Below are 26,814 nucleotides of genomic sequence, written 5' to 3'. Positions count from 1 at the left end.
CCATGGACCTGAACCGACTGTCGATGGACCTCTCCGCCGCGCTGGAGGGAGCGCGGGGCGTCGCGGCCCGCGCCGGGAGCGCGTACATCCAGCCCGCGCACCTGCTGGCGACGCTGCTGGATGCGGGCGGCGCGCTCGGGCACCTGGCGCCGCGCCTGGCCCTGAACGCCGCGGCCGCCCGCAACGCCGTGGAGCGCGCCTCCGCCGGCGCGGACGGCGTGAGGCTGGAGCCGGGGCGGCAGCCCATCGCCGGGCGCGCCCTCCGCGACCTGCTCGACTCCGCCTACGCGCTGGCGGACCGGCGCGGCGGCCACACCGTGGGGCCGCTGGAAGTGGCCCACGCCGCCGCCGACGGCCCCCTCGCCGCGCCGCTGCGCGACAGCGGGTGGACGCCGGAGCGCATCGCCGCCGCGCTCGACTCCCCCGAGTTCATGCAGCCCGCCGGGGGCGACGTCATCCCCACAGGCGCCCTCGGGCGCTTCTCACGCGACCTGACCGCCGCGGCGCGCGAGGGGAAGCTTCCGCCCGTCGTCGGGCGCGACGCGGAAACGCGCAGCCTGGCGCAGACACTCCTGCGCCGCACCAAGAACAACCCCGTGCTGGTAGGCGATCCCGGCACCGGCAAAACGGCGATCGTGGAGGGCCTCGCCCAGCGCATCGCCGCCGGCGACGTGCCGGATTCTCTGCGCGGCACGCGGCTCCTGGCGCTGGACCTGGCGGGGCTCGTGGCCGGCGCCAAGTACCGAGGCGAGTTCGAAGAGCGCCTCAAGGCCGTCGTTGACGAGGCGCGGGAGGCGCGCGACGTCGTCCTCTTCCTGGACGAGCTGCACACGCTGGTGGGCGCGGGGGGCGGGGCGGGGGGGATGGACGCCGCGAACCTGCTGAAGCCCGCCCTCTCGCGCGGCGAGCTGCGCTGCATCGGCGCCACGACCCACGACGAGTACCGCGAACGGATCGAGCGCGACGGTGCCCTGGCGCGCCGCTTCGAGCGCATCCCCGTGGACGAGCCGGACGACGAATCGATGCTGGCGATGCTGCGCGGCGCGCGCGGCCACTACGAGTCGCACCACGGCGTCACCATCACCGGCGCCGCGCTGGACGCCACCGTCCGCCTGGCGCGCCGCCACCTGCGCGACCGCTTCTTCCCCGACAAGGCGTTCGACGTGCTGGACGAGGCCGCCGCGCGCATCCGCATGCAGACCGAGTCGCGCCCGGAGGAGATCGACACCCGCGACCGCGACCTGGCCCGCCTGCGCCGCCGCCTGGAAACCGCCTCCGAAGCCGACGCGCCCGCCCTGGCGCACGAGATCGCCAACCGCACCGCGGAGTTGGACGCCCTCGCCGCGCGCTGGCACGAAGAGCGTGAGACCGCCACCGCGCTCGCCGCCACGCGCTCGGCCGCCGCCACCGCGCGCGCGGAGCTGGACGTGGCCGTCGCGCGCGGCGACGTGGCCCGCGCCGCCGAGCTCCGCTACGGCACGCTGAAGTACCTGCTGGAGCAGAAGACCGACCTGGAAGCCCGCCACGCCGCCGCGGGGACGCTCGTCTCGCGCGAAGTTGGCCCCGCGGACGTGGCGGAGGTCGTCGCGCGCCGCGCCCGCATCCCCGTCGCGCGGATGATGGAGAGCGAGCGCGAGCGACTCCTTCACCTGGAAGACCGCCTCGGCGCCCGCGTCGTGGGGCAGCGCGACGCCGTGCTCGCCGTGGCCGACGCCGCGCGCCGCATGCGCGGCGAGCTGCGCCGCAAGCAGAAGCCTGCGTCGTTTCTCTTCGTGGGGCCCACCGGCGTCGGGAAGACGGAGCTAGCCAAGGCGCTCGCCGCCGCGCTCTTTGACGACGACGGCGCGCTGATCCGCATCGACATGGCGGAATACAAGGACTCGCACTCCGTCTCGGGACTGATCGGCTCGCGGCCGGGGCTGGTGGGCTCCGAGCAGGGCGGCTACCTCACCGAGCAGGTGCGCCGCTCGCCGCACTCCGTCGTCCTCTTCGACGAGATCGAGAAGGCGCACCCGGAGGTCATCGACATCCTGCTGGGCGTGCTGGACGAGGGGCGCCTGACCGACGCGCAGGGCCGCTTCTGCGATTTCACGCACACCATCGTCCTCCTCACCTCCAACCTGGGCGTGCGCGAGGCCAACGCCGCCACCGACGACGCGGACGAGCGCAAGCGCATCATCCTGCAGGCCGTGCAGTCGTCGCTCCGCCCCGAGCTCTTCAACCGCATCGGCGGCGTGATCCCCTTCGACTCGCTCGAGATGGACACGCTGCAGCGCATCGTCCGCATGCACCTGGACGGCGTCGCCGCGCGGCTTCGCGAGCACCACGGCGCCGCCCTCGCCGCGGACGACGCCGCCGTCGCCCTGCTCGCGGAGCTGGCCTACGATCCCGCGTACGGCGCCCGCCCCGTCGAGCGCACCATCGAGCGCGTCGTCCTCTCCGACCTGTCGCGGATGATCATCGCGGGCGACGTCACCCCCGGCGCCGAGGTCCGCCTGCTGCGCGACGGCGGTGACGTCGTGATCCTCGCCGGCCCGCTGGAGGAGGTCGCCGCCGAGGCGGGGCGCATCCTCGCGGTGACGGAAGAGGCGCCGCTCGCGGAGGCATCCGCGTGAACGTCCGGACGCTGGCCTTCCTGCTCCTCCTCCTGCCCTCCGCGGCGGAGGCGCAGTTCCCCTTTCCCTGGCGCCGCCGCAAGCCGGAGCCGCCGCCCGCGCAGGTGCACCCGCAGTGGCCCGCGCAGCCGCCCGCCGCGCAGCAGGCGCCGCCCGCGCAGGCACCCGTGCAGGCCGCGCCCACCGTCGTCCAGCCGGCGCCGCAGCCCGTGCAGCCGCAGGGCCTCACGCCGCTCCAGCAGGAAGACAAGGCGCGCCTCCTGAAGCTGGCCCGCGACGCATCGCTCACCCCCGCCACCACCGTCCGCGACGCGGAGGACCGGATGGAGCGTTGGAAGATGGTGATGCTGATCGACCCCGCCGACGTGGAGGCGCGGCTCGGCCACGAGCAGGCGCAGAAGGGGCTCGACGCCGCGCGCCTCAAGGAGGAGACGGACCGCACCAGCAAGGAAGCGCGCGACAAGGAGCTCACCGAGAAGCGCGACCGGCTGCGCATGGCGGAGCGCGCCCTGTACGCCCGTGACCTCAACGGCGCGGAAGGGATCCTCAACGACGTCCTCCGCCAGCATCCGGACGATCCGCGCGCCAACTCGCTGATGGACATGCTGCGCGACGTCCGCCGCGCGTCCGAGCTGCGCCGGCGGGTGATGTACGGCTCGGTCGGTCTCCTGGGGCTCGCCTTCGTGCTGGGCGCGTGGGCGCGCCGCGTGTACCACACGCGCAAACAGGAGGCGCAGGCCGCGGGCGACCAGGCGCGCGCGCTGGTCAAAGTCGTGGACGGGGTGGGCCGCGGAAAGCTCGTCCCCATCACGCGCGACCTGCTGCGCATCGGCGCCGCCGAGGGCGCGGGCGACGGCGACAGGAACGACGTGGTGGTGAGCGACGCCAACGCGGCCGTGTCGCGCTTCCACTGCGCCATCGTCCGCAAGGGCCGCGACTACTTCCTCCTGGATTCGTCGCTCAACGGCACGCGCCTCAATGACCGCCGCCTCGACCGCGGCGAGCACCACGTGCTGCGAGACGGGGACGAGTTCGTCCTCGCCGAGTCGGCGCGCATCAAGTTCCTCCGCACATGACCGTCGCCTGGCGCGTTCTGGCCGATCGCGGCGCGACCCGCGTCGTCATGCTGCGCGACCGCGCGGGGCATCCGCTCGTCCTGAAGCACCTCGCGACCGACGACGACTGCGCCGCCGCCCGCCTCCGCGCCGAAGCCGAGCTCCTGAAAGCCGCAGGGGACAGTGGCGTCATCGCCCTGCGCGGGACCATCGCCGAGCCACCGGGGATCGTGCTGGAGTACGCGTCTGGCGGCTCTCTCGCGGACCGCCTGCGCATATCCGGCGCGCTCCCGCCCGCCGAGGCCGTGCGCATCGTCGCCCAGCTCGCGGACGCGCTGGCGCACCTCCACGCGCGCGGCATCGTGCATCGCGACGTGAAGCCGTCGAACGTGCTCTTTACCGCGCACGGCGAGCTGCGCCTGGCGGACTTCGGCGTGGCCGCCCGCATCGGCTCGTGCGGCACGCTGGGCGACGGGTGGGAAGAGCTGCGCGTCGGAACGCCGCCCTACGCCGCCCCCGAGCAGTGGACTGCCCCCGCAACATCCGCACATCCCGCCGCCGACGTGTACGCGCTCGGCGTGGTGCTGTACGAGCTGCTGACCGCCCGCCTCCCCTGGGAGCCGCTGCCGGATGAGGACGACGAGGCGTTCGCATCCCGCATCCGCCACGAAGCGCCCCTTGCGCCATCGGCACGCGGAGCCCGCCTTCCGCCCGCCCTCGAAGCGCTCGTCATGGGGGCGCTGCGTCCAATCCCGGAGGATCGCCCCGCCTCCGCCGCGGAGTTCGCACGCCGCGCACGCGAGGCAATGCGGAGCACGATGGTCATCCGTGCACTCGCCGCAGCCTGCATCGCCGCCGCGCTGCTGCTGGCCCGGATCTTTGCCCTGCCCGCATGACGACGCGCCCCCGCCTGGTCCCGCTCGCGCCGACGCGCGGCAGCGAAGCTCCGCTCAACGCCTCCCCCTTCTGGGTGGGCACCGGCGCCGGGTGCGGCCTGCGCCTGCACCTCCCCGGCGTCGCGGATCGCCACGTCGCCCTGCTGGAGCGCGAGGACGGCATCTGGCTCGTCCCCGTCCGCGCAGTCCAACCCGCGCCGCGCGTGAACGGCTCACCCATCGCCGCCGAGGTGCGCCTCCGCCCCGGCGACGTGGTCGAGCTGGTCCCCGGCGCCTCGTACCGCTTCGCCACGGGCGAGCGTGTCGCCCCACGCACGGCCCCGGCGCTCGCCCCCGAGCCCGCGCCGCCGCCCGCCCGCGGCCCCACCCTGCGCGAGCGCATCGCCAGACGGTTTCGTCGCCGCGGCGGGAGCGGACTGCTGAGTCCGCTTGCGAAGTTCGCCATCGTGGCCGCGCTCCTCCTCGTGGTCGGCTCCGGCGCGCTGCTGGTGAGGGCGTTCCGGGCCGGCTCCGCCGCGCGTCCCCTCTCCGAAGAGGACGCCGAGTACTTCGACGCGCTCACCCTGACAGCCTACGAGCACATCGAGCGCGGCACCTCGCTGCTGGAGATGGGCCTCGCGGACCCGGCGCTCAAGGAGTTCGCGCGCGCCCTCAACACTCTCGAGACCAGCCGCCTGCGCAACGACCGCGCGGTGCGGCGCAGCGTCGCGGCGCTTGAGAGCGCCATTGCAGAGATCTACCGCGCAAAGCGCATCCGCGTCCCCGGGCGCTACGCTGCCGCCCCGCGTTCGCCGGCGGCCCCGCGCCCAGCCATGCGCGGCGCCATGAGCCCGGAGCAGTTCGCGGAGCGCTTCGCCCGCGTGCAGCAGCGCTTCAGTGTACGCTTTGGCCGCCCGCTGGTCGTCACCGGCCGCGACCACGCCGAGCACCTCTCGCTCTACGGCGCCGGCAGCGCGCTGGACCTGCGCGTCCGCGACCTGTCGCGCGAGCAGGTCGGCTTCGCCATCGCGGCGATGCGAGAGGAGGGCATCCGCGTGAAGGACTTCTCGGACGACGCCATCCTCCGTGCCCAGATCCGCAGCGCCCGCGCCGCCGGCCTCTCCGACCGCGCCGGCACCGGCCTCCACCTCCACGTCGACCGCTTCCCCAACCGGCGGGACCGCTGGACGGTTCGGTGAGCGGTTAGTTGGCCCGGTTCCCGGAGCGAGTGAATTCGCCGCTGGAACCATACAAAGTCCGCTGCGCGGACTCCGGGTCTAATGCCGCGTTTCTCGAGCCGCCTTCAGCCGGCTTCCCGTGATTCCAGCCGGGGGATTCATCCCCCGGTGAGCACCCGGGCCGAATCCCGCGTCTCGCACAGATCCCATCCGCCGGTGTTCGCCCCGGCGTGCCGGGCCCCGATGCGCTCCCGCCGCCCGACGACCAACCCACGAGCAACATTATGCCCGCCTACTTCGTCGAATTCGCCACAGCCGAGGGTCCCAAACGCCTCCGCTTCACGCTCGATCCCGAACGGTCGCTGGGGCCGCAGGTGCATCAGATCCTGGAGGAGATGCGCCAGCGCGGCCTGCTGCTGAGCGGCGGCCCACGCGACGAGCTGGGCGTCTACTGGAACGGCGCCGATCTGGAGCTGGACCGCTCCCCCGAAGCGCTCGGCGTCACACCGGACGGGCCGCTGGAGCTGCGCATGCGCCCGCGTCCGTCCCGCGCCCCCGCCGCCGCGCCCGAGCCGCCGATCGCCCCGTACTTCCCGCGCTCCACCTACGCCGCCCCACTCGCCGGCGCGGCGGGCGCGCTGCTCGGCTGGCTCGTCACGTCCATGCTCACCGACCTGGGCCCCTGGCTCACCAGCTACCGCACTCTGGACCTGGCCGCCGCCGCGCTCCTCGGCGCCGGCATTGGGGTGGGCGTGCGGACGGCTGGGGCGGTGCGAAAAGGAGCGCGCATGTGGCTCGGCGCGGCCAGCGGAGCGGCGGTGGGTGCAGTGGGTGGCGGAGTTGGCGCGATGATGGGAACCGTGCTCGGCGGGGTGCTCGATCCGGGGTATCTACTCCTAAGGGCGGTCCTGTGGGCGATGGTAGCCGCAGGAGTTGGCGGGGCGCTGGGGCTGCTGGAAACGAGCCGTGCGCGGAGGGCGCTGGACGGCGCCTCGTTCGGCACCGCGGCTGGAGCGGCGGGAGCCCTCCTCTTCACCGCCCCGGGACCGACGGAGTTCTGGCATGCGCTGGCCTTCGCGGTGGTGGGCGCGGCACTCGGAAGCGGACTGCACACCCCCGCGCTTCGGCGGGCACAGGCGGTCCTCGGCACCGACGGCGACGAAGGGGGACGGATGACACTCTTTCACATCCGCGAGTGGGCGCTGGAAGACGGACGCCCGGTCGCGCTCCCCGGTGCCGCCGTCCTCCGCTGCGACTCCGGCCGCTGCCAGCTCACCCCCGGCGATGCGCCGGTGCGGGTGGCCGGCCAGCCCCTCCAGGGCCCGCACGACCTGCGCAACGGCGACACGGTGGAGCTGGATGGAGTGCGCCTCCGCTTCCGGCGCCTGCGGGAGCCCCGCCCGTGACCCGCGCGCAATTGGGCACCCTCGCGTTGCTCGCAGCCCTGTCGAGCCCCGCATCCGCGCAGCCGGAGCTGGTCCGCTGCGCCGACGGACGCTCCGTCCCCTGCTTCCGCACGCGCGTGGACCTCACGCGTGCAGAGGCGCAGGCGCTGGGCACGGGGGATTCGGCGCGGTGGAGCGGCGCGGCGGGCGCGGTCCCGTTCCGCGAGGTGGATGTCCGCATGGTGGCCGATGCCGCGCGCCCCCTCGTCCTCCTGGTGCTCTTTGACGCCAGCGGGAGCATGGCCGGGGAGGGGATGCAGCAGACGCGCTCCGCCCTCCGCGCCTTCCTGCGCGGGCTGGGCGGGAGCGAGGTGGCGGTGGCGCCCTTTGGCAGCCGCGACGTGACGGCCGGAATCCGCCGGGCGCGCTTCGGCTCCCCCGCCGGGACGGAAGCGGGAATGGACCGCCTCCCGGCGCCCGCGGGGAACACCGGCCTCTACAGCGCCGTCGCCACAGGCGCGGAAGTGCTGGCCGCCCGCCTGCGAACCGCGCCGATGGGAGCGCAGGGAGTCCTTCTGGTGCTCACCGACGGCCGCAACGACGTCGGGCACCCCGGCGACGAGCCGGGGCTGCTGGCGGGGCCGGAGGGGCGCGAACGGGCGGTGGACGCGGTGCGCCGCGCCGGAGTCCCGGTGTGGATGGTGGGGATCGGCAACGGCGTGGACGCGGGCGAGCTTGCCGCGCTTGCCGGGCCGATGGGAACGCCGCACACCGTCGCCTTCGATCCCGTCCGCCTGGGCCGCACGCTGGGCGAGCTGCGCGGCTCCCTCGCCTCCGCGCGGCAGGTGACGGCGGTGCTACCGGCCGATGCGCGCTCCCGCCTGGCACGCGGCGAGGCGGAGGTGCGCGTGGAGCACGCCGTCCGCGGCACCCCGGGCACACCGCACACCGCCCGCTGGAGGCCGCCGCTGATGGCGCTCCCCGCCTTTGCCGGAGTGGCGAGCCCGTCCCGCCCGCTCGCCACCCTCGCGGCGATGCAGGACGAGTCGTCGGCCGGCGGTACCCTGCCGGTGTTCGCGACACTGGCCACGCTCCTGGCGGTGCTCTGGTGGATCGTGCCGCCGCTGATCTGGCCCGTGCGCCGCGCAGCCGTCGCGGCGCCCCAGCCGCGGAGCGCACCCGAGGGCGACGGCATCCGCCCGGGAGTACGCGAGGCGCCCCCGCGCCGCCGGAGCGACGTCACCGCAGCACTGGCCCGCCGCATCGTCGTGCGGAGCGGATGAACGCTCCGACCCCGCAGCTCCATCGCGCCACCGTGAGCGGGGCGCATCCTATCCCTCCGATCCCGGCCCACGTCCGGACCAAGGAGAGCCAGCCATGCCGGTAGTGAAAGTCACCCGCGCCGGTGTGCGGTCGGCGCCGCGCGAGGTGCCCACGGACACCACCGCCGCCATCCTCCCCATGACGGCGGACCGTGTGGGGCGCGAAGCCCCGGAAGACGAGCAGCCCACCAGGGTGGCGAGCCTGGCGGAGGCGTTCGAGAAGTTCGCCCCGCGCCTCGACTTCCGCACGGTCGTGGGCGACGACGGGGCCGAGTTCGCGGCGGACCTGGAGTTCCGCTCGCTGCGCGACTTCGACCCCAAGCAGATCCGCTCCCGCGACCCGGGGAAGCGCAACGACCTGGCCGACCTGCAGAGCCGCATCGACATGCTGCACCGCATGCGCGAGCGCTTCAGCGTCCTCTCGGTGAAGCGCGCATGGGAGAACGAGGAGCAGCGCCGCGAGATCATCGGCGCGGTCGCCGACTTCGAGGAGCAGCTCCGCCTCATCGCCCAGGGAGGTGAAGGATGAGCACGATCGAGACGCAGCTCCTCACCGCGCACGAGATTATCGGGCAGCGGCGGGCGGGGAAGGCGATCGAGGAGATCTTCAACGTCATCCACCCCGCGCCCCCGCGCACCGCGCTCGCCGAGATCTTTTCGGCGGGGACCGCGGCGCAGTTCCTCGACCGCGTCACCTCCTTCAGCGAGCTGCTGCGCGAGACGGACAGCCACGAGCAGGCGCTGGCCCGGCTGGACCGCGCCATCGAGGCCGCCGGGCGGGTGCGCGACCAGGTGCTGTGCGAGCTCTACGAGCAGATCCGTCCGCTGGAGCGCAGCTACCGCCTGCTGAACCTGTTCTTCGACAACGCCGAAGTGCGCGACCAGGTGCAGCGGCCGCCGGTGGAGTTCTACCTCTTCAACGCAGACACCTCGGCCATCCGCAGCGATGCCGACTCGTCCACCATCGCCGCGGTCGACGAGTTCGTGCAGAGCCGCAACGACTCGTTCAACTTCCGCCAGTTCATCTGCAACCTGGTGATCCCCGGCTACGTGCCGGACCGGGTGCGCGTCCGCCTGGAGGAGATCGCCAACCAGTGGGGGATGCTGCTGGTGGGCGACCTGCGCGACGAGCCTTCCTTCCGCGCCCTGAGCGACCAGTTCCGCACCGACGGCGGCACCTACGAGTTCCTCAAGCGCGCCGAGGACCGCGCCGCCGCCGACGTGGTGGTGGCCGGGTGGGTGAAGCTGCGCGACCGCCACTGGTTCGAGGATGGCGAGGGCGACGCCGACCTGTACGGGCCCGCCTCGCTCCTCTTCGCGGGCGCGCTGGCGCGGACGGACCGCACCTCGGGCGGCGGGATCGCGCAGGGGCCGGTGGGGATGATCTTCGGCCAGCTTCGGGGGGCCGAGCGCGCTCGCATCGAGCCGCGCATCTCGCAGATGGAGCACCTGTCGATGGAGCGGCAGATCGTCTCCATCATCCGCAACGAGGACAACCAGCTCTGCTTCGTGGGGAGCCGCTCGCAGGCGCAGGACCCCGACGGCGTCCTCAAGTTCTTCACCTCGTACCGCGTGCTGCGCTACCTGGAGCGGCGCATCGCCGTGTACCTGCGGCGCGTGGCGGAGCAGCGGCTCACGCGCGACCTGGTGAAGGAGCAGGTGAGGAACCCCATCGAGGAGTTCCTGGACAGCGAGAAGCGCAAGGGGACGATCTACAACTTCGACCTGGACATAGACATGGACGAGGCGAAGTTCGCGCGCGGAGTGCTGGACATCAACCTGGAAGTGGTGCCGGTGGGGCCGGCCGAGCAGTTCGTCCTCAAGATCGACACGCCCCCTTTTCAGGACGCGAGGGAAGGCGCGCAGCAGTGACGGCGCCCGGGCTCTCGGTGCGCGTGCCGAAGCCCCGGCGACCACGCGGTGCGGGCGCGGCCGTCCGGCGGATGTTGGAGTGGCTGCGCGGCTGGTCCGGCGGATGACTTCGCCGGAACGACGAAGCGGCGCACGAGGCGCCGCGAAACACGCCGGGGGCGGAGCGCTCCCGGACAATAACCCCGACTCCCAGGGAGGAGCTCATGGCCGGTGCAGCCACGTACAAGCGCGTGATGGTGGAAGTGGGAGGGCTGAAGTTCTTCCCCGTCGAGGCTCGCTACAGCCTGTCGCGCAGCGCCAACCAGGTGGGCCGCCGCATCGGCGACTCGCTTCAGGGGCGCGCCTTCATCTACTGCGACGCCCACGACACGTCGCGCCTCACCCAGGACGACGCCATCGAGCTGTGGAGGATGGCGACGGAGACCAAGGATCCGCTCCACAAGGTGTCGATCACCTACTACTCGGAAGACGGCGACCGCGTGCTGTCGAACGTGGAGTTCATGGGGTGGATCAACAACTTCGAGTTCTACAACCCGGCCATCGGCGGCGAGAGCCGCGGCGCCGGGATGGGCCACGGCGGCGCGCCCACGCCGGCGCTGAACAGCCCGAACGGCTACAACAACCTGCTGTACCTGGAGATGGCCGTGGTGCTGGACGAGGCCAACGTCAGCAAGCACAAGTTCACCAAGTAAAAACAGCCTCACACAGAGACACAGAGGGGCACGGAAAGAAAAGCAGAAGGGCTCTTCCTAGCTTGTAGTTCCCTCTCTGGCCTCTGTGTGATGCTGTTCACTGGATCTGTCGACACGGAGAAAATCGTGCGAACGCTGGCCCTTCCGCTCCGCGTGAACCGTGATGGCAAGCTGGAGCGCGCCGACGCGGGCGACACGCTGCTGGCGATGATCCGCGCGATGGTGGCGGCGTCGCCGGCGAGTGGGACGCGCTTTGGGGTCCACGAGGCGTTCCGGCGCGCCAACCCCGCGCTCCAGGACCAGCAGTGCCTGGCGGACGCGCTCAACGAGGCGCTCACGGAGCTGGGGATCGACTGGGCGCGCGTCCTGGGCGTCCACACCGAACCCGGCGAGCAGCCGTGGGAGCGGCGCTTCGGCATCACCCTGCACATCGACGGCCGAGAGCAGGCCGTGCACGGCACCGTCGCGGCGTAGCATCGCACCTACCAGGGAGAACCATGCGTGTGGACGTGACGGTGGAGGTCGGCGAGCTGCGGCTGCGCAACGGCGAGATCGCCCACCTGGAGCTGCACCAGGAGCTCGGCGCGCACCACCTCTGCTCGCTGGAGTTCACCCGCGACGAGGCCACCGACCTCCTCCTGGAGCGCCTCCTGGACGTCCCCGTCACGGTCACGCTGGCGGACGAGACCGGCGAGCACGCTGCCTTCACCGGCCAGGTGATCGGCGGCACGCAGGGGCACCTCCTGAACGCCGGCTCGCGCTTCCGCCTGGAGGCCGCCTCGAAGTCCATCGCCATGCAGATGCACCGCGACATGGACGTCTTCGAGAACATGGCCTACACCGAAGTCGCGCGCCGGCTGGTCAGCGATGCCGGGCTCCAGCTCACGGTGGGCGAGGCGAAGGCGGGCGAGCGCTACCCGTACCTCCAGCAGAGCGGGGAGACGGACTGGGAGTTCCTCGTCCGCATCGCCGACGAGAACGGCTGCTGGGTGCGCCCCGCCGCGGCCGGCCTGGAGCTGCGCTCCGGCTTCGACGACCAGGCGTGGGAGCTACTCTGGGGCGCCAACCTCCTGGCCCTCTCCACCCGCTGCCGATTGGCCAACCCCGGCTACAAGGGCGCCGTCTACCAGGTGAACGAGAAGCGCGAGCACCGCTTTCACGCCGTGCGCTCCGCGCCCACGCTTCTGGGCGGCGCCACCGCGCTGGTCAACGCAGCGACGCGCGCATCGCACACCTTTGCCAGCGGCGGCGACCCCGGCGTGCTGGACGATGGCGCCCGCACGCCCACCCTGGCCGCCTTCAAGCAGCGGCTGGAGCAGGAGAGTCAGCGCGCGCTCGGCTCGGCCGTCGGCGTGGAGGGCACCTCCACCCACCCGGCGCTCAAGGCGGGCGACACCGTGCACGTGAGCGACGCGGGCACCTTCAAGTTGGCCGCCACGGGGAAGTTTGGCCTGGTGCGGGTGACGCACCGCTGGGACGGCGCGCACTACTCCAACGACTTCGCCGCGAGCCCGTGGGCCGCCTTCACCAGCGAGACGCGCCCGCCGCGCCCGCTCGCCCACGGCTTCGTGACCGCCGAGGTGGTGGACAACCGCGACCCACAGGGGCTCGGCCGCCTGCGCGTGCGGTACCGCTGGCAGGATCAGCCCGCGCGCACCCTCTGGATGCGCGTCGCCACTCCGCACGCGGGGAACGGGCGCGGGATGCTCTTCCTCCCCGAACCGGGCGACGAGGTGGTGGTCGCCTTCGAGCAGGGGGACCCGGAGCGGCCCTGCGTCATGGGGAGCGTGTGGAACGGCAAGGACCGCGCGCCTCACCAGAGCGGCGTGCAGCGCATCGTCACGAAGAGCGGCAACGCGCTGCACCTGAGCGACGAGCAGGGGAAGGAGACGGTTGAGATCCACACCTCAAAGGGCACCTGCCTGATCCAGCTCAGCAACGACGCGGGCGGCATCCCCACCATCACGCTCCACGCCGAGGGCGACCTCGCCCTGGAAGCCACGGGCGAGATCCGCATGTCGTGCAAGCGCCTGGTGCAAAAGGTGGAAGAGGACGCGTCGCGCGAGGTGGGCGGCGCGGAGCAGGTGAAGGTGGGGAAAGGGCTGAAGGTGATCACGGGCAACGAGCTGGCACTCTCCGCCGGGACCAGCGCGACGCTGCAGGCCGCCGCCAAGCTGGAGACGATCGCGGGCGCCACCAACACCATCGCGGGCGCCACCGTGCAGATCCAGCCGCCGGGGCACGTCAAGCAGAGCGTGCGCATCGAGGGCCTGACGCTGAAAGGCTCGGTGCACGGCACGCGAGCGGTCCCCGCGCTCGCCCCCGGCACCAGCACCGCCGACTCCCGCACGCCGAGAGCGGGCACCCGGCAGGCTTCCGCGCGGCCCACCGCGGCGCAGCCGAACCAGGCTCAGTTCTACGTCACGCGAGTCACGGGGCAGGTGGCGGGAGGGCAGCCGGGCACCTCCATTCAGGCACAGAAAAACACGACGGTGGTCTTCACCGCGGACCAGTTTACCCGCACCCCCGCCGCCGCCGAGCTGCAGCAGATCCATTGGGGAGTGCGGGTCGGAAGTGGGGCGATGGAGGCGCAGTCCGCGCGAGGCCAGCAGTTCAGACTGCGGCTGGAGGATCGGCACGACGGCCAGCAGGTGCGTGTGTACGCCTACAAACGGAGCGCGACTGACCGGGTGAGCGTTTCCGTGCAGGTCGGGACCATGCGGAGGAGACTCGCGAACGAAGCGGAGGGAAGACGCATACTCCAGGCGGCCAGGGACAGCGGGGAATGGCGCTACACCCAGGGCGTGCCCAACACTCCCAGGTTGTACAATGACCCCCGCGGTGGTGATTGCACGGACCTCGTTCGGCTCGCGACCCGGCGCGCGCTGGGTACGCACTGGCGAAGCAGCCACAAAGCGAGTACCGCGATGTTCCGATCTGGAGATCACCCGGGCTTCGAGCGCGTCAGGACGCCGCAGGTGGGCGACGTCGTCGTGGAAGGCGGGCACGCCGGCATCTACTCACATACCGACGCCGACGGAAAAGTGTTAGGCTGGGCAAACAATGGGAGTCCAGGCAGGCGAGGCCGGCCATACAGGGACCGCGAAACCGGCCTCAGGCCCTTCAACCAGGGATGGTTTGGAGATGGAGGAGCTCACTTTTTCCGCGCGGTCGTGCACCCGTAAGGACTCGTCCATCCGTACATTGGGCATCGCGGTGTTGTGTGTCGCCGCCGTGTTGGCGTGCTCTGAGCCAGAAGCGGAAGCCGAGTCAGCTCAACCGGCTAGAGTCGGGGTGGTGGATGCCGAGGAGAGTGTCCGGCGTTATCTCGAAAACGCGGTTTACACGCGAGTGCCGGCGGAGGAAGCGGGCGAAGAGATCTGCGAGTCCGCGGCTACGTACCCGCTCCTGGCTCTTGCGCAGTATCGCGTGCTCGGGTCTGAGATGCGTGGTGATACGGCGCTCGTCGAGGCGGAGGTGTCGAGTGTCGCAACTCTCGTCCAGCATCCCCGCGTCGCCGATAGGTACGTCATTTCGCGGGGGGTTCGTACAGACACTCTCCACTTCGCGTTGCTCCGGGCGGGTACCACGCCGGGGTGGCAGATCTGCGGGTATGCGCGCGAGTTCATCGACTTCTTTGGGCCGAACGACCTGGACGATTCGACCGTAGAATGGCGCCCGAGGGGTGCGTCGTGGCAAACGCTGAGAACCGCGGTGGACTCCATGCGGGGTGCCGTGAAGCGCTGACGGCTTCCCCGCAACCGGGTCGCTACGCGCTCGACAGGACCTCTTCAAGGGCGGCGATCAGTAGGTCGAGCTCGGCGGAGGTGTTGTAGTAGTGCGGCGAAATGCGGATGGCGGATGCGACGCCGCGCGCGCCGAGGTCGAGCATGCCGTACCAGGCGAGCGTCGCGACGGTGTTGATGCCGCGCGTGGCGAGGGCGGCGACCACGTCCTTGCCGTCCCGCCCTTCGAAGGAAACGGTGACCAGGGCGGAAAGGTGCTGCCCTCGGTCGAGCACGGTGGCTCCGGGGAGGGCGGCGAGCCGCTCCCTTGTATCGCGGGCAAGGGCGTGGGCACGGGCGCCACAGCGCTCGATGCCTGCTTCCACGGCGTGCCGGGCGGCTTCGCCGAGGCCGAGGACGAGAGCGTAGGCGAACTCCCACTCCTCGAACCGCTTCGCGTCGGGCGCGGGCTCAAAGGCGCGGGGGGAGGTCCACCGCGCGCCGCGCATGTCGATGTAGAGGGGGCGGTCTCCGCGCTGGAGGGCGCGGTCCGAGACGTAGAGGAAGCCGGTTCCGCGGGGGCCGCGCAGGAACTTGCGGCCGGTGGCGGAGAGATAGTCGCACTTCAGGGAGGCGACCTCGATCGGAAGCTGGCCGACGGCCTGGCAGGCATCGACGTGGTAGGGCACGCCGAACTCCTCGCAGGCGGCGCCCACCGCGGCCACGTCCTGGATGGTGCCGGCGTGCGTGGGGATCCAGGATACGGAGACCATCCGGCAGCGAGGGTTGCTCCGCAGCAGCTCGCGTACTCCCTGTGGATCGATTCCGCCCTCCGGCAGGTCGGGCGCGTGCAAGACGGTGACCCCGCACCGCTCTGCCAGCGACAGGTACTGGATCTGGTACGAGGTGTAGTCCAGGCGGCTGGTGACGAGCACGTCGCCGGGCTGGAAGTCGATGGTGCTGGCCGCCTGAACGAACGCGGCCGTGGCGCTGGACGTGATGGCGATGTGCTCCGGCGTGGTGCCGCACAGGGTGGCGACCGCCGCGTAGCTCCTGGCGATCTCCTCGCCGCGCAGATCCGCGGCCTCGTAGCCGCCGACGGTGGTCTCAAAGTCGATGTAGTCGCGGATCGCGTTCGACACCCGCTGCGTCATCAGCGCGGCGCCGGCGTTGTTGAGGTGCACCCGGTGTGCGCACCCGGGGGTCTCCGCGCGCCACGCCGCGATCTGCCGTTCGTCGATCATCGTGTTCAATGCTGGTGTGTGCTGAGGCTACGCGCCGGACCCTTCGCCGTCGACGAGCTGGCGGATGATCGTCCTGCCGCCGCCGGCGACCTGCAGGAACTCACGGACGTGCTCCACCACTTCGGGGTGTGACGGCGCTTCGAGGTAGGCGTACCCGATGGCATCGCCCTTTCGCTCCAGGACCGAGTATTCGCCGTTCGCCAGCGTGACCTCGGTCGTCGTCGGCGCGAACATCCCCTGCGAGATCAGGACCCCGGCCTCGCTCGACCTGCGGGCGTAGTCGATCATTTCGTTGCCCGGCCCCGACGGCTGCTCCGCCGCGGGCCAGAATATCACGAGAAAACGCATGTCCATACTCCTTTATCGGGTGTGCCGCGATGTCCCCAAATCGGGGACGGTGTGCGTTGTGAGTACCTCGGCCACCATCCAGGCGGCTCCGGCGCAGGCGAGCGTGACGCCGGTGCCACCCCACGGGATGTGCTGGTTCGGCGCGATGAAGAGCTTGGGCATCCAGACGAACACGCCGAACGACATCAGCAGCGCCGCCAGCAGCCACGCGGCGAGCCTTGCCAGGATCCCCGACATCAGGGCGAGTCCGGCGAGCAGCATCGCCCATCCGGTCGCGAGCGCCCAGAACCTCGGCGCGAAGGGGAGCCACGTGGGCACCATCGCCGACGTCTGCGGGACGGCGGTGAAGTGCGCGATGCCGAACGAGACGATGCAGAGGCCGAACAGCAGGCGAGCGATCAGCATGGTACGAGCGGTCCATCTCGGTGATGAGGGCGCCAGCGCGGCGTACATCATCAGCGCGGCTGCCACGAGGCAGAACTGCTGGGCGAAGCCGGACCACACGCCGAACAGATGCGGATAGCCGATCATGCGCGGCATCCAGAGCAGGGCAGCGAGCAGGTAGAGCACCGCGAGCGCGAGGAGCCCGGCAGGCGTCGTCCGGCGCCACTGCACAGCCAGCCCGCCCGCGAGCAGCGCGCCCCCGGCAATGTAGGCGAGCGCCTGGCGAAACGGCATCCAATCCTGAACCGGGTGCCAGAACATGGCGAAGTCGCCCCACGCCAGCCCGCTGGCTCCGAGCATGATGGCGCCGATGCCGAACACGTGGCGTCCGGGCTTCCAACCGAGGGGGATCATCGGAAATCGGTCTCGCACGGAATGGTGAGGGTCACAGGTAGCTGAGCAGCGGGTCGGCGCTGCGTGCCTTCAGCGCGGCGTACCACCGGCACAACGGGTAGAGGAGGACGACCACCAGCATCCACATCCCGTATACCGCCAGCAGCGGCATCGCCCAATCGGCCGGCTGCGTGACGGGGAACCTGTCCGGCGTGGGCGACTCGAACATGTAGTGGATGGTGCCGTAGCGGACGTACGACACGAACACGGCGATCAGGTGCAGCAAAAGGATGTGCGCGAGGTAGTAGTACATCGGCACTTTGCCGATGACGTACACCGGGCGCAGGATCGCGGGCGGCGTCCTTCCATCCATCGCGCGAAGCAGAAGGAGCGCGGGCCCCAACGTCATCAGGATGAAGAGCAGCGACGGCGGATACTTGGTCAGGTTGAGGAACGACAGCATCGTGAACGTCGCCGAAGGCTGCGCCTTCCAGGGGAACGGTTCGCCGTAGACGTTGATGAAGCGCAGCACCAGGAACGCCGTGGTGAGTGCGATCCCCAGCCGCAGCAGGAGCCGTCGGCGGCGCGCGGGCTCCCAGCCGTAGATGGCGCCGAGGCTGTAGCCCACCGCCATCACGCCGATCCACGGGATGAGCGGATAGGCGAGGATCACGATGCGGCCCGGCGCGGCGTACAGCAGGCCGGGGGCGTGGAGGACGTTCCAGAGCGGCGCCAGGCTCCCGAACGACGCGGCCTGCACCGGGTCGAGCAGGTTGTGCAGCACGATCATCGCGCCGCCGAATGCCCCGGCCACCCAGGTGGGGAAGTGCACCAGCGCCGCCAGCACCACCATCGACCACCCTAGCGCCCACAGCACCGTGATGATGGTCACCTTGTAGTCGACGTTGAACTGCCAGAGGAAGCGGCTGATCGTCAGCTCCAGGAAGACCAGCCACAGGCCGCGCGTGAACAGAAAGCCGGAGAGCTGCGCCGTCGTCCGGTTGCGCCGCGCCAGGTACGCCGCCGTCCCGGTGAGGAGGCAGAAGACCGGCGCGCAGAAGTGCGTCATCCAGCGCGTGAAGAAGAGCTGCGGCGTGGTCGTCGCCAGGTCCGTCGGGTTGATGGACGCGCCGCCGAAGAAGTCGCGCGTGTGGTCCAGCGCCATGAGGATCATGATGACCCCGCGCACCACGTCCACCGAGTCGACCCGCTGCCGCACCCGCGCGGCCGGCTGTGTGGCGGCCGGCGGTACGGCCAGTGATTGTGTAGTCATGGGGCTGTTCAGGGTGGAGGCGCTGGAGCGGGTCTCTGCCACACCGACGAGCGGGCGGCGCGGAGAAGGACAGGATGCCGGATGCACGTATCCGTCAGGCTCGCGTGGAGGACCGGCGCTCCAGGTGCGCCTCGATCGCCCGCCCGAGCCGCCGAGCGCCATCCCAGATCATCGCGTCCGAGCATCCCGCGTAGCCGAAGACGAGCCCTCCCGGCGGGGTGGGGTGTTCGTCGCCGTCGAGAGCCGGCGTGCGGTAGGACGAGAGCGGCGTGACGAAGACTCCGGCGGCGAGCGCGGCCTCCGACAGCTCTTCGTCGGTGACGCCGCCGAGCACGTCCGGGCGGAGCCAGCCGACGAGGTGCATCCCGGCCGCGGCGGGGCGCAGGTCGAGCCAGCGGGAGAGGTGCGTGGACGCGGCGGCGATCAGCGCCGCCTGGCGGGATGCGTACACGAGGCGCATGCGGCGCACGTGACGCGTGTAGTGCCCTTCCTCGATGAAATCCGTGAGGACCGCCTGCTCGACCGTCGCGGTGTGCCGGTCCGCCGCCGCCTTGGCCGCGGCAAAGGTGTCCACGAGCGCCTCGGGGACGATGACGTAGCCCAGCCGCAGCGCGGGGAAGAGCGTCTTGCTGAAGGTCCCCACGTACAGCACGCGGCCGGGGACGCCGCCGGCGGCGCTCCGCTCCGCATCCAGCCCCTGCAGCGATGCCAGCGGCCTGCCGACGTACCTGAACTCGCCGTCGTAGTCGTCCTCCACGATCCAGGCGCCCGCGCGTCCCGCCCAGTCGAGCAGCGCCAGCCGCCGCTGCATCGTCATGGTGGCGCCGAGCGGGAACTGGTACGAGGGTGAGACGTAGGCGAGTCGCGCCGTGGGGTTCAGCGCCTCGCCCGCGGCGGTGTCGAGCCCGTCGCCGTCCACCGGCACCGGGACGATGACCGCGCCCGCCGCCCTGAGCGTCTCGCGCGCGCCGAAGTAGCCGGGGTCCTCCAGCCACGCCGCCTCGCCCGGCTTGAGCAGCACGCGCGCGACGAGGTCGAGCGCCTGCTGCGCGCCCGACGTCACGATCACCTGGCGCGCCTCGCACCGCACGCCGCGCGAGAGGGTCACGTAGTCGGCGATCGCCTTCCGCAACGGATCGTACCCCATCGGATATCCGTACCCGAGCAGCCGCTCCGCCTCCTCGCCCGCCACCCCGCGCCAGCGCCGCGCCGCGATCCTGGCCCAGAGCCCCACCGGAAACAGGTCCAGCGCCGGCAGCCCGATGCGGAACGCGGAGGTGCCGGTCGGGCCCACCGGGCGCGCGGCGGGCACGACCGTGGCGGCGTGCGGCGCCGTGCTCGGCGGCGTGCGCCGGAGCGCAGAACGCCGGGTGTGCAGCGCATCGTCCGGAAGCCCATCGCGCACGAATGTGCCCGAGCCCGTCCGCGCCTCCACGTACCCCTCCGCCCGCAGCTGGTCGAACGCGGCGGAGACGGTGACGCGCGACACGCCCGTCTCCGTCGCCAGCGCGCGCGTGGACGGCAGCCGCGAGCCTGCCGGCAGGCGCCCGCTCACGATCGCCATGCGGATGGCGTTGTAGAGCTGCCGGTGAAGCGGATCGCGGTGCCCCGGATCGAGCACGATGAACGGGGTCGGGTGCCGCGACGCGCGCCGTGCCCGCCGTTTCTGGCTCTGCGCTGACATGCCTCGGTGCCGTCGTTCGGGGGGCGCTGGTCGTGATGCCACGCGGGCCGGCTTCAGCTTGTTGACGAATGGCGCTCGCCCAGGTGGACATCGCGAGCCCCGGCGACGAGAGGGACCATGCCAAAGTGGACTGGTATGATGTGGCCGAATTGGCGCTGGTCGTGATGCCACCTGGTTACTAGATATCACACCAGGCGCGGGAAAAAGCTACCGCGCGGCCTCACGTGTCCCCGCGACTCCCTGCCGATGCTTCCCGCACCCGCCGCGCATCCGGTCCGAGCTTTCACGCCGACGCCTGACGTGGCCGATGCCGTTTCGGAGGCGTTTCGCGAGCAGTGGGGCCAGATCGTCGCGACCCTCATCCGCATTACGGGCGACTGGGATCTGGCGGAGGAGTGCGCCCAGGACGCGTTCGCCAGGGCCGTGGAGCGCTGGCCGGCGGATGGCGTGCCGCGCCGCCCCGGCGCCTGGCTCACGACGACGGCGCGCAACCGCGCCATCGACCGGCGCCGGCGCGATGCACTCGGCAAGGACAAGCTTCAGCAGGCGATCCGGCTCTGGCATCTGGACGAGCCGGCGAGCCCGCACGACGAATGGGAGCCGCACGCCATCCCCGACGATCGGCTGCGCCTGATCTTCGCCTGCTGCCACCCCGCGCTGCCATCGGATACGGGCGTCGCACTGGCGCTGCGCGCGGTCGCCGGCCTGAGCACGAGCGCCATCGCGCGCGTGTTCCGCGTGTCCGAGATGACGATGTCGAAGCGCCTGGTGCGCGCCAAGAGCAAGATCCGCAAGGCACCCATCCCCTTTCGCGTCCCTCCCGCCCACCTGCTGGCCGAGCGCGCCGAGGCCGTCCGCAAGGTCCTGCGCCTGATGTTCGACGAAGGGCATTTCGCCGGCGACCTGCGCCGCGAAGCGATCCGCCTGACGCGCATGCTGGTCGAGCTGATGCCCCACGACGCCGAAGCCCGCCGCCTCCTCGCGCGCATGCTGCTGCACGAGAAAAAGCAGCCTCACACAGAGGCCGCGGAGGGACAGGGAAAGGCACGGAGGACCTCTGTGCCTTTCTCCTCACCGCCGCGTTCTCCGTGTGAAATCAGGTAGACCATCGGACGGCGGCTCACCGGTCCATGATGGTGAGATACTGCCGCCACGGTCCGACCTCGTCGCGGTACTGCCGCGCCATCACACGCGCGATCTGCGCGATGTGGCCGAGGTCGTGCGCCGTCCAGGTTGCGAGAAGCTGGCGCAGCGTGACGGTGCCCAGCGCCGGGTGCTCTCCCGTGAGCGCGAGATGCGCGTCCGTCAGGCGCCATCCGGCGAGCGTGGCCAGATTCTGCGCGCGGAGCGTGGCGAATTCGTCCAGCAGCGCGGCGACCGGCCTGTCCTGGCCTTCCCGGAGCTGGGCGAAGCGGTCGAACGGGGTGAAGCGCCGCTCCGGCCCCTGGGCGAGGATGATGCGCGCACGCTCGACCCAATCGGTGCGCTCCCCATGGACCAGGTGCCCGAGGACCACGTACGCACTCCACGTGTCCGGCCCTTCATCGGCCCTGGTCCAGACATCGGGAAGGCCGCCGAGCATCGCGCGCAGCACGTGCGGCGTTCGCTCCAGGATCGCGGTACCCGCGGCGACGTCGAAGTTCATGATCGTCTGGTAGAGGTGAAGAGGATGCGAGAAGCGCCCTCGGAGCTCAGTTGCCCGCGTGTGCATCGGGCCGCGCCGCCGCCCCCGCTATCAGGCTCCGCGCAAGTGTCGTACGACGCGAAGTTCTCCCTGCCACCCACCACGATGCGAGCACGATGATGAACAGATGTGGGAAGCTCCCTCTCCGGCTGGCGCTGTGCCTGGCCGTCGCGGTATCCACCGATGCCCTCGCGCAGGGCAGCGTGCGGCCGGCCGATGCGCCCGCGCACCAGCCGCGGCCGGAGCGCGATGGGCAGCGGGACTTCGACTTCGAGATCGGCACCTGGAAGACGCGCCTCTCCCGCCGGCTGCGCCCCCTCACCGGATCGACCACCTGGGTGGACTACGAGGGGACGACCGTCGTGCGCAAGGTGTGGGACGGGCGCGCCAACCTGGTGGAGCTGGTGGCGGATGGGCCCGCGGGGCACTTCCGGGGCCTCAGCCTGCGCACCTATAATCCGGCGACCCGCCAGTGGACGCTGAACTTCGCCAACGCCAGCGACGGGGCGCTGGCCGTGCCGACCATCGGCGAGTTCAGGGACGGGCGCGGCGAGTTCTACAGCCACGAGACGCTGAACGGGCGGGCGATCCTGGTGCGCTTCGTCATCAAGGACATCACCCCCACGTCGTGCCGCTTCGAACAGTCGTTTTCGAACGACGGGGGCAGGACGTGGGAGCTGAACTGGGTCGCCGTGGACACGCGCATCCCCGACGTCCCCGGCCGGTGACGCGGCGCGCGGACGGGCAGGGATCCGCCGGTGTCGATTCGCGTAGCACTTCTTCGTCGTCCATATGCGAGCCTCGAGCGCAGTCTCCACCATCGAAAGGAACGTGTAGATGTCGAAAGTGGTCGCGATCATGTCCATGTCGCTCGACGGCTACGTAGCCGATGCCAACGATGGCGTAGGCGAGGTGTTCGACTGGTACTTCAACTCGGGCGACGTCGAATTCGTCACCGGAGGGGCGGACGCCTTGACGTTCAGGGTGTCCGCGCCGAGCGCCGAGCACCTGCGCGGCCTCTGGTCCGAACTGGGTGCCGTGCTCACGGGCCGGCGCACCTTCGAGGTCGCGCACGGCTGGGGCGGAAACCACGCCTGGGGACCCGCGTTCGTACTCGCCCACAGCATCCCCGCCGGATGGCCGCGGCCCGATTCGAGCGTCCACTTCGTGACGGATGGCATCGAAAGCGCCGTGGCCCGGGCCAGAGCCGCCGCCGCCGGGAAGTCGGTCGGGGTCCACGGCGCCGACACCATCCAGCAGTGCCTGAATGCCGGCCTTCTCGACGAGATCCACGTCGACATCGCGGCGGTCCTGCTTGGCTCCGGGGTCCGGCTCTTCGACCACCTCGCCGGCACGCCGGCGGTGCTCGGCAACCCGACGGTGATCGCGGGCGCCGGCGTCACGCACCTGCGCTACCCGGTGACAAAGCAGTAGCGGCCGCTGTCCACGCATCGAATCGCCGTTCGTCGGGTTGGAAGGGGAAGGCGCCCGGCCGGGGCGGAGTCGCTCACCAGAGGGAGGGACATGCTCAGAAGCATCATCATCAGCACGGCGGCGCTCGTATTCACGCTGGGCCAGGGGCACGCGCAGGTCGTGAACGTGTGGCCCGGCGCGGCGCCCGAGTCGGAGCGGTGGACGCACAGGGAGGTGACGGTCGAGAACACGCCGGTCGGCACCGTGATCATCAACGTCGTGTCGCCGACGCTGACCGCGTACCTTCCGGAGCCGTCGAAGGCGACGGGGACGGGCGTCATCATCGCGCCGGGCGGCGGGTTCGTCGCGCTGGCGGTCAGCCGTGAGGGGACCGACCTGGCGCGCTGGCTCCAGGAGCGGGGGATCGCCGCCTTCGTGCTCAAGTACCGCACGGTGGAGAAGCGCACGAGCGGCATCCCGCAGATGGACATGGACACCTCCGGCCGCTACGGCATCGCCGACGGGATCCAGGCGCTCCGGGTGGTGCGGCAGCGCGCGGCCGAGTGGGGGATCTCGCCCGACCGCGTGGGCTTCGTCGGCTTCTCCGCCGGAGGCATGGTGGCCAGCGGGGCGCTGCTGCAGGCCGACAGCGCGGCGCGTCCCAACTTCGCGGCGATGATCTACGGGGGACCGTTCGGCGTGATCCCCGCGATCCCCGCGAAGCTGCCGCCCACGTTCATGGCGTGGGCCCAGGACGATGCGGTGTCGCAGCGGCTGGTGGTGCGGTTCCGCGATGCGCTCATGGCCGCGGGGCACAGGCCGGAGGTGCACAACTTCAGCGCGGGCGGCCACGGATTCGGCATGCACAAGCAGGGCACCAGCAGCGACCACTGGGTGGACGCGCTCTACTTCTGGATGGAGGCGCAGGGACTCGCGCGCCGTCCGGCGGCAACGGGCCAGCCCTGATCGATGACCGCCGTTGCGTCCGATGTCGGCGGCGGGTGCAAGATTGCGAAGGCGCGGCAGGCACGGGCGTGATGAATCGCGCCCCTTCAGGTTGATCCACACGAACACCCTTGATGCGATATACGGATGATCGATAGTTCGCCGGCCTACACGCGCATGACGGAAACGGCGGCGCACGAGAACGCACCGCTGCGTCCGCCGTCCGGCCCGGAGCCGTTCTACGTCGCCTCGGGGGACGAGGTGAGCGTCTTCGAGCGGTGCCACGCGCGGGGGCTGCCGGTGATGCTCAAGGGCCCCACCGGGTGCGGAAAGACGCGCTTCGTGGAGCACGTGGCGTGGCGGCTCAAGCGGCCGCTGGTGACGGTGGCGTGCCACGACGACCTCTCGGCCAGCGACCTCACGGGGCGCTACCTGATCCGCGGCGGCGAGACGGTTTGGGTGGACGGCCCGCTCACCACGGCGGTGCGTCAGGGGGCGATCTGCTACCTTGACGAGGTGGTGGAGGCGCGGCAGGACACCGTGGTCGTCATCCACCCGCTCACCGACGACCGGCGCCTCCTTCCCATCGAGAAGACGGGGGAGATCATTGAGGCCGCGCCCGGATTCCAGCTCGTCATCTCGTACAACCCGGGCTACCAGCACGCCATGAAGGACCTGAAGCCGAGCACCCGCCAGCGGTTCGTGGCGCTGGAATTCGACTTCCCCCCCGCCGAGCGCGAGGCGGAGATCGTGGCGCACGAGGGCGGCGTCGACGTGGCGGACGCGCGGCGGCTGGTGAAGCTGGCGGCCGGGGTGCGGCGCCTGCGCGACCAGGGGCTGGCCGAAGTGCCGAGCACCCGCCTGCTGGTGGCGACCGCCCGGCTGATGGCGGGCGGCATCGACGCGCCCACCGCGTGCCGCGCGGCCTTCGTCGCGCCCCTCACCGACGACCCCGACCTCCTGGCCGCGATCTCGGACCTGGTCGCCGCCACCTTCTGACACCGTGGGACTCCGCGCGTTTTTCGCCCGGCGCCGCGCCGCGGCCCTCCTGCGCCCGGAGGAGGCGCCGCGCGACGGCGTGCGCCTCCCCGAGGTCAGCCGCCGGCTGGAGCTGCTGATCGCCGCGCTGTATGGCCGCCCCATCCTAATCTCCCCCGCGCCGCCACCGAAGCGCCTGCGCCGGACCGAGCGCCCCGGCCCCGCAAACGACGGCGAGCGCATCCTCCTCCCCGCCGAGCTGCCGGGCGAGGACGCGGTCGGGCGCTACCGCCTGATGGCGCTGGCGCAGGCGGAGCGCGTCGCGCGCGGGACGGCGGTGCTCGCGCCGGGGCGCAAGGACGCGCTGGAGCGGGACCTGTACCTCCTCTTCGAGAGCGCCGCCGTCGATGCCGCCGTCGCGGAGCGGGTTCCCGGCCTGCGCGGCGCCCTCGCCGCCGAGCGCCTGGCGGAACGCGCACGCCGCGGCGACCAGCACCCGCGGGGAGCCGCCGCGCGCGAGGTGGAGTCGATCGTACGCGAGCTCCTGGCGGCCGACGTATCCGCCCCACCGCCGAGCCTGGCGGGATGCGACACGCCGCACGACTCGCTGCGCCGCGCCCGCGACGCCGCCGCCCGCATCCGAGGCGCGGGGCGCTACCACGGCATTCCGCCGGTCGAGTTCTGGGGCTCGGTGCTCCCCTCCGCCATCGCCCCCGCGACCCTGGCCGCGAGCGAGCAGAATCCCTTCGCCCCGCCGCGTCCACAGGCCGGAAGCCTACCGCGCTGGCTGATGGGCTTCATGACCTCGGTGGGGCTGGACCCGCGGGCCGGCGCGCCGGAGATCATGGCGCACAACCCTGGCGCCTCCTCCGACGCCGGCACGAACCCGGCACGCGCCGGCACTCCGCGGGACGACCCGTCCGAAGGCGGCGCGGGTGACTCGCACGTCAGCGACGCCGACTCCGGCGAGCGCACGGAGGTCGTTCCGGAGCGGCCAACGAAGACCGTCTTTCCCTACCCGGAGTGGGACTACGCGGCGGGGCGCTACCGCACGCCGGGCGCAATCGTGCGCCTGCACCCCAGCGACGAGGCGGATGGCGCGTGGTGCGTGGAGGCGCTGCGGCGCAACGCGGCGCTCGCCCGCCGCGTGCGCCAGCAGTTCGAGCGGCTGCGCGCGCGCCGCGTCCAGATCCCGCGCCAGAACCGCGGCGACGAGCTGGACCTTGCCGCCTGCGTGCGCATGCTCACCGACCTTCGCGCCGGCGCCGGCGCCGACGACCGGCTCTACACCTCCGTCATCCCCGCGCGCCGCGACGTCGCCATCACCCTGCTGGTGGACGTGAGCGGCTCCACCGCCGAGGTCTTCGGCAAGCACAGCATCCTCGAGGTGGAGAAGCTCGCCCTCCTCCTCACCGGCGCGGCGCTCGACGGCCTGGGCGATCCCTACTCCATCCTCACCTTCTCCGGCACCACGGCGAGCAACGTCCGCATTCGCCAGATCAAGGGCTTCGACGAGCGCAACGGCGAGGCGGTGCTGCGCCGGGTGGACGCGCTTCGCCCCGAGGGCTACACGCGCCTGGGCGCCGCCATCCGCCACGCCACCGCGCAGCTCCGCCAGCAGCCCGCCGGCCACCGCCTCCTCCTGATCCTCTCCGACGGCAAGCCCAACGACGAGGACGCCTACGACGGCCGCTACGGCGTGGAGGACTCGCGCCAGGCGATCGCCGAGGCGCGCGGCAGCGGCATCCA

At 71.7% G+C, this 26,814-nt stretch carries 24 protein-coding genes; 18 read left to right on the top strand and 6 right to left on the bottom strand.

What is annotated here, in order from left to right; genetic code table 11:
- Positions 1-2: 2 nt before the first annotated feature.
- The 12 genes from VF584_10355 to VF584_10300 all read left to right on the top strand — a co-directional run bounded on the left by VF584_10355 (position 3) and on the right by VF584_10300 (position 14,741).
- On the top strand, positions 3-2,615 hold the full coding sequence (locus VF584_10355) for an AAA family ATPase (protein ID HEX8210566.1): 2,613 nt from the start codon (positions 3-5) through the stop codon (positions 2,613-2,615).
- Positions 2,612-3,691: an FHA domain-containing protein gene (locus tag VF584_10350; GenBank protein ID HEX8210565.1), complete on the top strand. Its 1,080-nt coding sequence runs from the start codon at positions 2,612-2,614 to the stop codon at positions 3,689-3,691. The genes VF584_10355 and VF584_10350 overlap by 4 nt, the downstream gene beginning before the upstream one ends.
- Complete coding sequence (locus tag VF584_10345) at positions 3,688-4,566, top strand: serine/threonine-protein kinase (protein ID HEX8210564.1); 879 nt, start codon at positions 3,688-3,690, stop codon at positions 4,564-4,566. Before VF584_10350 ends, VF584_10345 begins: the two co-directional genes overlap by 4 nt.
- Entirely contained in the window at positions 4,563-5,744 is a 1,182-nt protein-coding gene (locus tag VF584_10340; GenBank protein HEX8210563.1) for an FHA domain-containing protein, read from the top strand. Before VF584_10345 ends, VF584_10340 begins: the two co-directional genes overlap by 4 nt.
- 263 nt (positions 5,745-6,007) lie before the next feature.
- Positions 6,008-7,129 (top strand): FHA domain-containing protein, encoded by a 1,122-nt coding sequence (locus VF584_10335; GenBank protein ID HEX8210562.1) that lies wholly within the window; start codon positions 6,008-6,010, stop codon positions 7,127-7,129.
- On the top strand, positions 7,126-8,391 hold the full coding sequence (locus tag VF584_10330) for a vWA domain-containing protein (protein HEX8210561.1): 1,266 nt from the start codon (positions 7,126-7,128) through the stop codon (positions 8,389-8,391). Before VF584_10335 ends, VF584_10330 begins: the two co-directional genes overlap by 4 nt.
- A gap of 94 nt (positions 8,392-8,485) precedes the next feature.
- A complete protein-coding gene (locus VF584_10325) occupies positions 8,486-8,959 on the top strand; it encodes a hypothetical protein (protein ID HEX8210560.1) in 474 nt (157 codons plus the stop codon).
- The gene (locus VF584_10320; protein HEX8210559.1) at positions 8,956-10,302 is read left to right on the top strand and encodes a hypothetical protein; all 1,347 of its coding nucleotides are present in this window, start codon (positions 8,956-8,958) and stop codon (positions 10,300-10,302) included. Before VF584_10325 ends, VF584_10320 begins: the two co-directional genes overlap by 4 nt.
- Positions 10,303-10,505: 203 nt before the next feature.
- On the top strand, positions 10,506-10,994 hold the full coding sequence (locus VF584_10315) for a hypothetical protein (GenBank protein HEX8210558.1): 489 nt from the start codon (positions 10,506-10,508) through the stop codon (positions 10,992-10,994).
- A 126-nt stretch (positions 10,995-11,120) separates the two neighbouring features.
- Entirely contained in the window at positions 11,121-11,468 is a 348-nt protein-coding gene (locus VF584_10310) for a hypothetical protein (protein HEX8210557.1), read from the top strand.
- A gap of 23 nt (positions 11,469-11,491) precedes the next feature.
- A complete protein-coding gene (locus VF584_10305; GenBank protein HEX8210556.1) occupies positions 11,492-14,179 on the top strand; it encodes a phage baseplate assembly protein V in 2,688 nt (895 codons plus the stop codon).
- A gap of 109 nt (positions 14,180-14,288) precedes the next feature.
- Positions 14,289-14,741, top strand: a complete 453-nt coding sequence (locus tag VF584_10300) for a hypothetical protein (protein HEX8210555.1) — start codon at positions 14,289-14,291, stop codon at positions 14,739-14,741.
- Between the two features lie 22 nt (positions 14,742-14,763).
- On the opposite strand, the gene VF584_10295 is transcribed toward VF584_10300, so the two are convergent.
- The 5 genes from VF584_10295 to VF584_10275 form a co-directional block, all read right to left on the bottom strand.
- On the bottom strand, positions 14,764-15,963 hold the full coding sequence (locus VF584_10295) for an aminotransferase class V-fold PLP-dependent enzyme (protein ID HEX8210554.1): 1,200 nt from the start codon (positions 15,961-15,963) through the stop codon (positions 14,764-14,766).
- A 27-nt stretch (positions 15,964-15,990) separates the two neighbouring features.
- Entirely contained in the window at positions 15,991-16,311 is a 321-nt protein-coding gene (locus tag VF584_10290; protein ID HEX8210553.1) for a hypothetical protein, read from the bottom strand.
- Positions 16,312-16,323: 12 nt separating this feature from the next.
- Positions 16,324-17,109 (bottom strand): DoxX family membrane protein, encoded by a 786-nt coding sequence (locus VF584_10285; protein ID HEX8210552.1) that lies wholly within the window; start codon positions 17,107-17,109, stop codon positions 16,324-16,326.
- A gap of 31 nt (positions 17,110-17,140) precedes the next feature.
- Positions 17,141-18,361, bottom strand: coding sequence for a heparan-alpha-glucosaminide N-acetyltransferase domain-containing protein (locus VF584_10280; protein HEX8210551.1), 1,221 nt, complete (start codon positions 18,359-18,361; stop codon positions 17,141-17,143).
- A gap of 94 nt (positions 18,362-18,455) precedes the next feature.
- Positions 18,456-20,045 (bottom strand): PLP-dependent aminotransferase family protein, encoded by a 1,590-nt coding sequence (locus VF584_10275; protein ID HEX8210550.1) that lies wholly within the window; start codon positions 20,043-20,045, stop codon positions 18,456-18,458.
- A gap of 246 nt (positions 20,046-20,291) precedes the next feature.
- On the opposite strand from VF584_10275, the gene VF584_10270 reads away from it, so the two are divergent.
- Positions 20,292-21,149, top strand: a complete 858-nt coding sequence (locus VF584_10270; GenBank protein HEX8210549.1) for a sigma-70 family RNA polymerase sigma factor — start codon at positions 20,292-20,294, stop codon at positions 21,147-21,149.
- A 16-nt stretch (positions 21,150-21,165) separates the two neighbouring features.
- Here the strand turns inward: VF584_10270 and VF584_10265 are convergent, their stop codons facing one another.
- Entirely contained in the window at positions 21,166-21,690 is a 525-nt protein-coding gene (locus VF584_10265) for a DinB family protein (GenBank protein HEX8210548.1), read from the bottom strand.
- 155 nt (positions 21,691-21,845) lie between these two features.
- Here VF584_10265 and VF584_10260 point away from each other — a divergent pair, with 155 nt between their 5' ends.
- The 5 genes from VF584_10260 to VF584_10240 all read left to right on the top strand — a co-directional run.
- The gene (locus VF584_10260) at positions 21,846-22,457 is read left to right on the top strand and encodes a hypothetical protein (GenBank protein HEX8210547.1); all 612 of its coding nucleotides are present in this window, start codon (positions 21,846-21,848) and stop codon (positions 22,455-22,457) included.
- 109 nt (positions 22,458-22,566) lie between these two features.
- Entirely contained in the window at positions 22,567-23,163 is a 597-nt protein-coding gene (locus tag VF584_10255; GenBank protein HEX8210546.1) for a dihydrofolate reductase family protein, read from the top strand.
- A 90-nt stretch (positions 23,164-23,253) separates the two neighbouring features.
- Complete coding sequence (locus VF584_10250) at positions 23,254-24,108, top strand: alpha/beta hydrolase (protein HEX8210545.1); 855 nt, start codon at positions 23,254-23,256, stop codon at positions 24,106-24,108.
- A 126-nt stretch (positions 24,109-24,234) separates the two neighbouring features.
- Positions 24,235-25,086: an AAA family ATPase gene (locus tag VF584_10245; protein ID HEX8210544.1), complete on the top strand. Its 852-nt coding sequence runs from the start codon at positions 24,235-24,237 to the stop codon at positions 25,084-25,086.
- A gap of 4 nt (positions 25,087-25,090) precedes the next feature.
- Positions 25,091-26,814 (top strand): VWA domain-containing protein (locus VF584_10240; protein ID HEX8210543.1); only part of this gene is annotated, 1,724 nt, incomplete at its 3' end.

It is taken from the genome of Longimicrobium sp., from assembly GCA_036389135.1.
Lineage (GTDB): Bacteria > Gemmatimonadota > Gemmatimonadetes > Longimicrobiales > Longimicrobiaceae > Longimicrobium.
The sequence above is the reverse complement of the archived record's forward strand: the minus strand, read 5'-3'. Positions and strand labels throughout refer to the sequence as shown.